Here is a 4001-nt window from a genome sequence, read left to right as displayed (position 1 = left end):
AGCAAGCAGGAAAGTGGGATCAAGAGACGATCGTCTCATTTTTCCTGTGTCAATACTGTTCCGGTGAATACTTACCCTGCTCGTATCTGTTCCACCGTGCGATTCAGCGCAGCGCCGCTGGCGGCGGCACCTCGGTGTAGCGCCCGTCTATTTCTCGCAGGTAGTAGTGACCCTCCCTGACGTAATAGCGGCGGCCATCCAGATCCAGGGGGATGAGCCCTGTCTCTGCCACCACCAGGACCTGAGGAGGTGGGGAGACCACCACATAGTGGTTCTCCTGCCGGCGGTAGAAGATGCCGTCGAGCACATAGTAGGTGAGCCCGGCCAGCAGCAAGGTTTCCACCTCTCCCGGCAGCCGGTCGACGCGGTGGCCGAAGCCAGGGCCAGCCCCATGGCCGTACTGCGGGGCAGGGCTCTCCCATCCGCCCAGTCTGCTCATGTTCCCCGGACCCGCCATGGCGGGCAGGGCGATGGCCATGGCAAGCAGCCAGAGTGAAGGGCGGTGCAGACTCATCTCACTGCCCCTTGAGCGGTGCACCGGCGGGCTGGGGTTTGAGTGGCTGGGGCGGCAGTTCGCGCACGCTGACCGTGACCTCGTAGCGGGTATCCGGCTTGGCGGCATCAATGTTTTTGGACAGCGCCTGGACCAGGGCCTGGGGATCCGCACCCTGCTTGCTGGCGTGATAGAGCACGGAGGGGGGCGGTGTCATGGGACCTCCCTGGCGGGCGCCCATCGGGGGCGGCATCTCGCCTGCATGAAGGAGTGTGGTGCCCAGCAGCAGGGCAAGGGCGACAGGATAGCGTGACATGATGATGACTCCATTGATGGGAACGCCCCCATCAAACGCGACGCGTGCGCCCGGCTCAACCACCTTTACACCCTCTTTTCGCCCTCTTTACAGTTGTGACAACGGGCGTCGTGGCGCCCGTTGTGTGTCGTGAACCGCTCACCGGATCAAAACTCGTTGGAGAGCGCCTTGTAACCCCTGACCAGGTCGATGTTGGTGTGAGCCACATCCTCGGAGAACTCGGTGGCGTCCACGGTGACGCGCGGGATCTGCGCCAGATCGCTCTGCTGGTTGATGCGGGTGGTGGAGGGGACATAGAAGCCGGGGGGAATATCGCAGCCATCGACCACGGAGTTGTGGCGAACCACTGACCCTTCGCCGATGTGGCAGTTGAACAGCACGCTGTTGAAGCCGATGAAGACCCGGTTACCCACTTCGCAGGGCCCGTGGACGATGCTGCGGTGGGCGATGGAGCTGAACTCGCCGATGGTGACGGCAGCGCCGGATTTGGAGTGGATGACGACGCCATCCTGAATGTTGGAGTTGGCGCCGATGACGATGGGTTCCATGTCACCGCTCTCGTCCACTTCGTCTGCGCGGATCACGGCATAGGGGCCGACAAACACGTTCTCCTTGATGATCACCTTGCCACAGATGATGGCGGTCTTGTCGATATAGGCGGATTCGTCGATAACGGGCAGGTGACCTGAGGGATTCTTGCGGATCATGTTACGTCCTGTTGCTGATGAAATCGGGGAAACGTGGCGCGTCATGAAGGCCCGCCGGAGAGCCAGCTTACGCCTCTGATCCGGCAGGGGAAACCTTTTACTGGTCTGACCCACAGTGAGTAAGGCCATTTTGAGCGATTGTTCTTTGACTCCCTGTTATGGGAGCATGAGGGCGCAAAATGGGGCGCCACCGGGTGCAAAGAGATGAGGGGGAACGAGAGATGAAGCAGGTCATGGTATGGCTGGTGGGGTCGCTGTTGTGGATCTCCGCCGCCCAGGGCAAAGGCTATGCGGGGGAGTTTGACTATTACGCCATGGCACTCTCCTGGTCGCCCGAGCACTGCGCCATCAAGCCAGGGGATCGGGAGCAGTGTGCCCGCAAGCTGGGGTTCGTGCTGCATGGTCTCTGGCCCCAGTATCAGCGCGGCTACCCCGCCAGCTGCACCCGCGAGCGGCTGGATGCGGACATGGAGCAGCAGTTTGCCGGGCTCTACCCCAGCCGCTTCCTCTATCGCCATGAATGGGAGAAGCACGGCACCTGCTCCGGCCTGAGCCAGCAGGCCTTCCATAAGCTGGCCAGCGATCTGCGCCAGAAGGTGAAGATCCCGGCCGCCTATCAATCGCCGGAAGAGCCGCTGCGCAAAAACAGCTTCCAGCTCAAGGCCGATCTGGCGAGCGCCAACGAGTGGCTGGCCCCCGATAACATCACGGTGGCCTGCGCTGATGGGGGCCGCTTCCTGCGGGAGATCTACATCTGCATCAACAAGCAGGGAACGGATGCCGTCCCCTGCTCCGACGAGATGCAGAAGCGGGAGCGCCGCTCCTGTGGCCAGCCGGACTTCCTGCTGCGCAGCGTGCGCTGACACTTCACGTTCGGGCCCTTCGCGGGCCCGATGTGCCATGAACCTCAAGGAGCCTGATGGATGAAAGCCAAGGCAGGATGTCTGGCCGGGAACTGGACAGGCGATATGGCCAGACGACGTGTCAGCACGTCAAGTGCGCTCTGCCGACTCAACCCTCCTCTGTCGCACAGGCAGACTCACCATCAGAAACAGGAAACCATCATATGACGCTCTTTGCCGAACTGGGGATGCGCTATCCCGTCATTCAGGCCCCCATGGCGGGCGTGCAGGACAGCGCCCTGGCGATGGCGGCGACCAGTGCGGGGGCACTGGGCTCCCTGCCTGCCGCCATGCTGAGTGGTGCCGATCTGCGCCAGGAGCTGAGCCGCCTCGCCGCCAGCGGGCCGGGCCCATACAACATCAACTTCTTTTGCCATCGGCAGCACGAGCCGGAACCGGCAGCGGAGCAGCGCTGGCGCCAGGTACTGTTACCCTATTACGCCGAGTTCGGGGTGGATGCCGCTGCGCCGTCGCGAGCCCCCTCTCGGGCCCCCTTCAATGACGAGCATGCGGCCCTGCTTGCAGAGTTCAAACCTGCCGTGGTCAGTTTCCACTTCGGCTTGCCCGAGCCCGAATTGCTTGCCCAGGTAAAAGCCACAGGCGCAAAAGTGTTTGCCAGCGCCACCACGGTGGCAGAAGCGCAGTGGCTTGCTGACCACGGAGCCGATGCCGTCATCGCCCAGGGGCTGGAGGCGGGTGGCCATCGCGGTCACTTCCTGAGTGAGGATCTCAGCTTGCAGCAGGGCACCTTTACCCTTCTACCACAGGTAGTGGCGGCAGTGGATCTGCCTGTCATCGCCGCCGGGGGCATAGTCGACGGCAAGGGGATCAAGGTTGCCTTGACACTGGGGGCCAGCGCAGTCCAGATGGGAACGGCGTTCCTCTGTTGCCACGAGGCGACGACCTCGCCCCTGCACCGTGCGGCGCTGAAGGGGAGGCATGGCCAACACACCGCACTGACCAATCTGTTCAGCGGCCGTCCGGCGCGGGGGATAGTCAACCGCTTGATGCGGGAACTCGGCCCCCTTTCGGCGCTGCCGCCAGACTTCCCGTATGCCAGCGGCGCATTGGCTCCGTTGCGTGCCGCAGCCGAAAAGGCGGGAGACCGCGGTTTCTCGCCACTCTGGGCCGGGCAGAACATATCGGGTTGCCGCTCCATGGCGGCAGCCGAGCTGATCGCTGCCTGGGTTGCTGAGGCAGGACTGGTCTGAGCGTCACTTTGCGATTCTCTTCCTTTATATATGGATTGATATGGTCAGCAACCCTTCGAACAGGAGACGGGCAGAGAGGAACGGGAGGCAATAGGGTGCAGAATGAGCCCTTTCCGGGCTTGTCCTGTGAGTAAGTCTGTATAAAAGCTGTGTTTTGATATGAATAACTAAGAATTTGCATTTTTTTGCAATTTTATTGCGATGAAGGCTTGCCAATGTGATCTATGTCTCTATAATGCGCCTCCATCGACAGGGTAAGCGGCAACGCAAACAAGCCGGTCGGTAGCCTCGAAATGCCTTTGAAAATAAGGCTTGACTCGAGAAGGCGGTTGAGTAGAATGCCACTCCCGCAGCAGCCAAAAGCTGCGTCGC

The 4001-nt window shown here is 61.7% G+C and carries 5 protein-coding genes; 2 read left to right on the top strand and 3 right to left on the bottom strand.

Features of this window, described 5'->3' with window-relative positions; translation table 11 throughout:
• Positions 1 to 103: 103 nt before the first annotated feature.
• The 3 genes from PG896_RS20570 to PG896_RS20560 all read right to left on the bottom strand — a co-directional run bounded on the left by PG896_RS20570 (position 104) and on the right by PG896_RS20560 (position 1516).
• Positions 104 to 514: a DUF6515 family protein gene (locus PG896_RS20570; protein WP_210538526.1), complete on the bottom strand. Its 411-nt coding sequence runs from the start codon at positions 512 to 514 to the stop codon at positions 104 to 106.
• 1 nt (position 515) lies between these two features.
• The gene (locus tag PG896_RS20565) at positions 516 to 809 is read right to left on the bottom strand and encodes a hypothetical protein (RefSeq protein WP_042877801.1); all 294 of its coding nucleotides are present in this window, start codon (positions 807 to 809) and stop codon (positions 516 to 518) included.
• Positions 810 to 955: 146 nt separating this feature from the next.
• Positions 956 to 1516: a gamma carbonic anhydrase family protein gene (locus PG896_RS20560; protein ID WP_010672952.1), complete on the bottom strand. Its 561-nt coding sequence runs from the start codon at positions 1514 to 1516 to the stop codon at positions 956 to 958.
• A 221-nt stretch (positions 1517 to 1737) separates the two neighbouring features.
• On the opposite strand from PG896_RS20560, the gene PG896_RS20555 reads away from it, so the two are divergent.
• Together PG896_RS20555 and PG896_RS20550 are read left to right on the top strand one after the other, a co-directional pair.
• On the top strand, positions 1738 to 2379 hold the full coding sequence (locus PG896_RS20555; RefSeq protein ID WP_052815222.1) for a ribonuclease T2 family protein: 642 nt from the start codon (positions 1738 to 1740) through the stop codon (positions 2377 to 2379).
• A 203-nt stretch (positions 2380 to 2582) separates the two neighbouring features.
• The gene (locus PG896_RS20550; RefSeq protein ID WP_052815223.1) at positions 2583 to 3629 is read left to right on the top strand and encodes an NAD(P)H-dependent flavin oxidoreductase; all 1047 of its coding nucleotides are present in this window, start codon (positions 2583 to 2585) and stop codon (positions 3627 to 3629) included.
• Positions 3630 to 4001: the final 372 nt, after the last annotated feature.

This window comes from Aeromonas sp. QDB30, from assembly GCF_027707645.1.
Classification (GTDB): Bacteria; Pseudomonadota; Gammaproteobacteria; order Enterobacterales; family Aeromonadaceae; genus Aeromonas; species Aeromonas caviae.
Note: the sequence above shows the minus strand (reverse complement) of the source record. Positions and strands in the feature narration are given on the sequence as shown.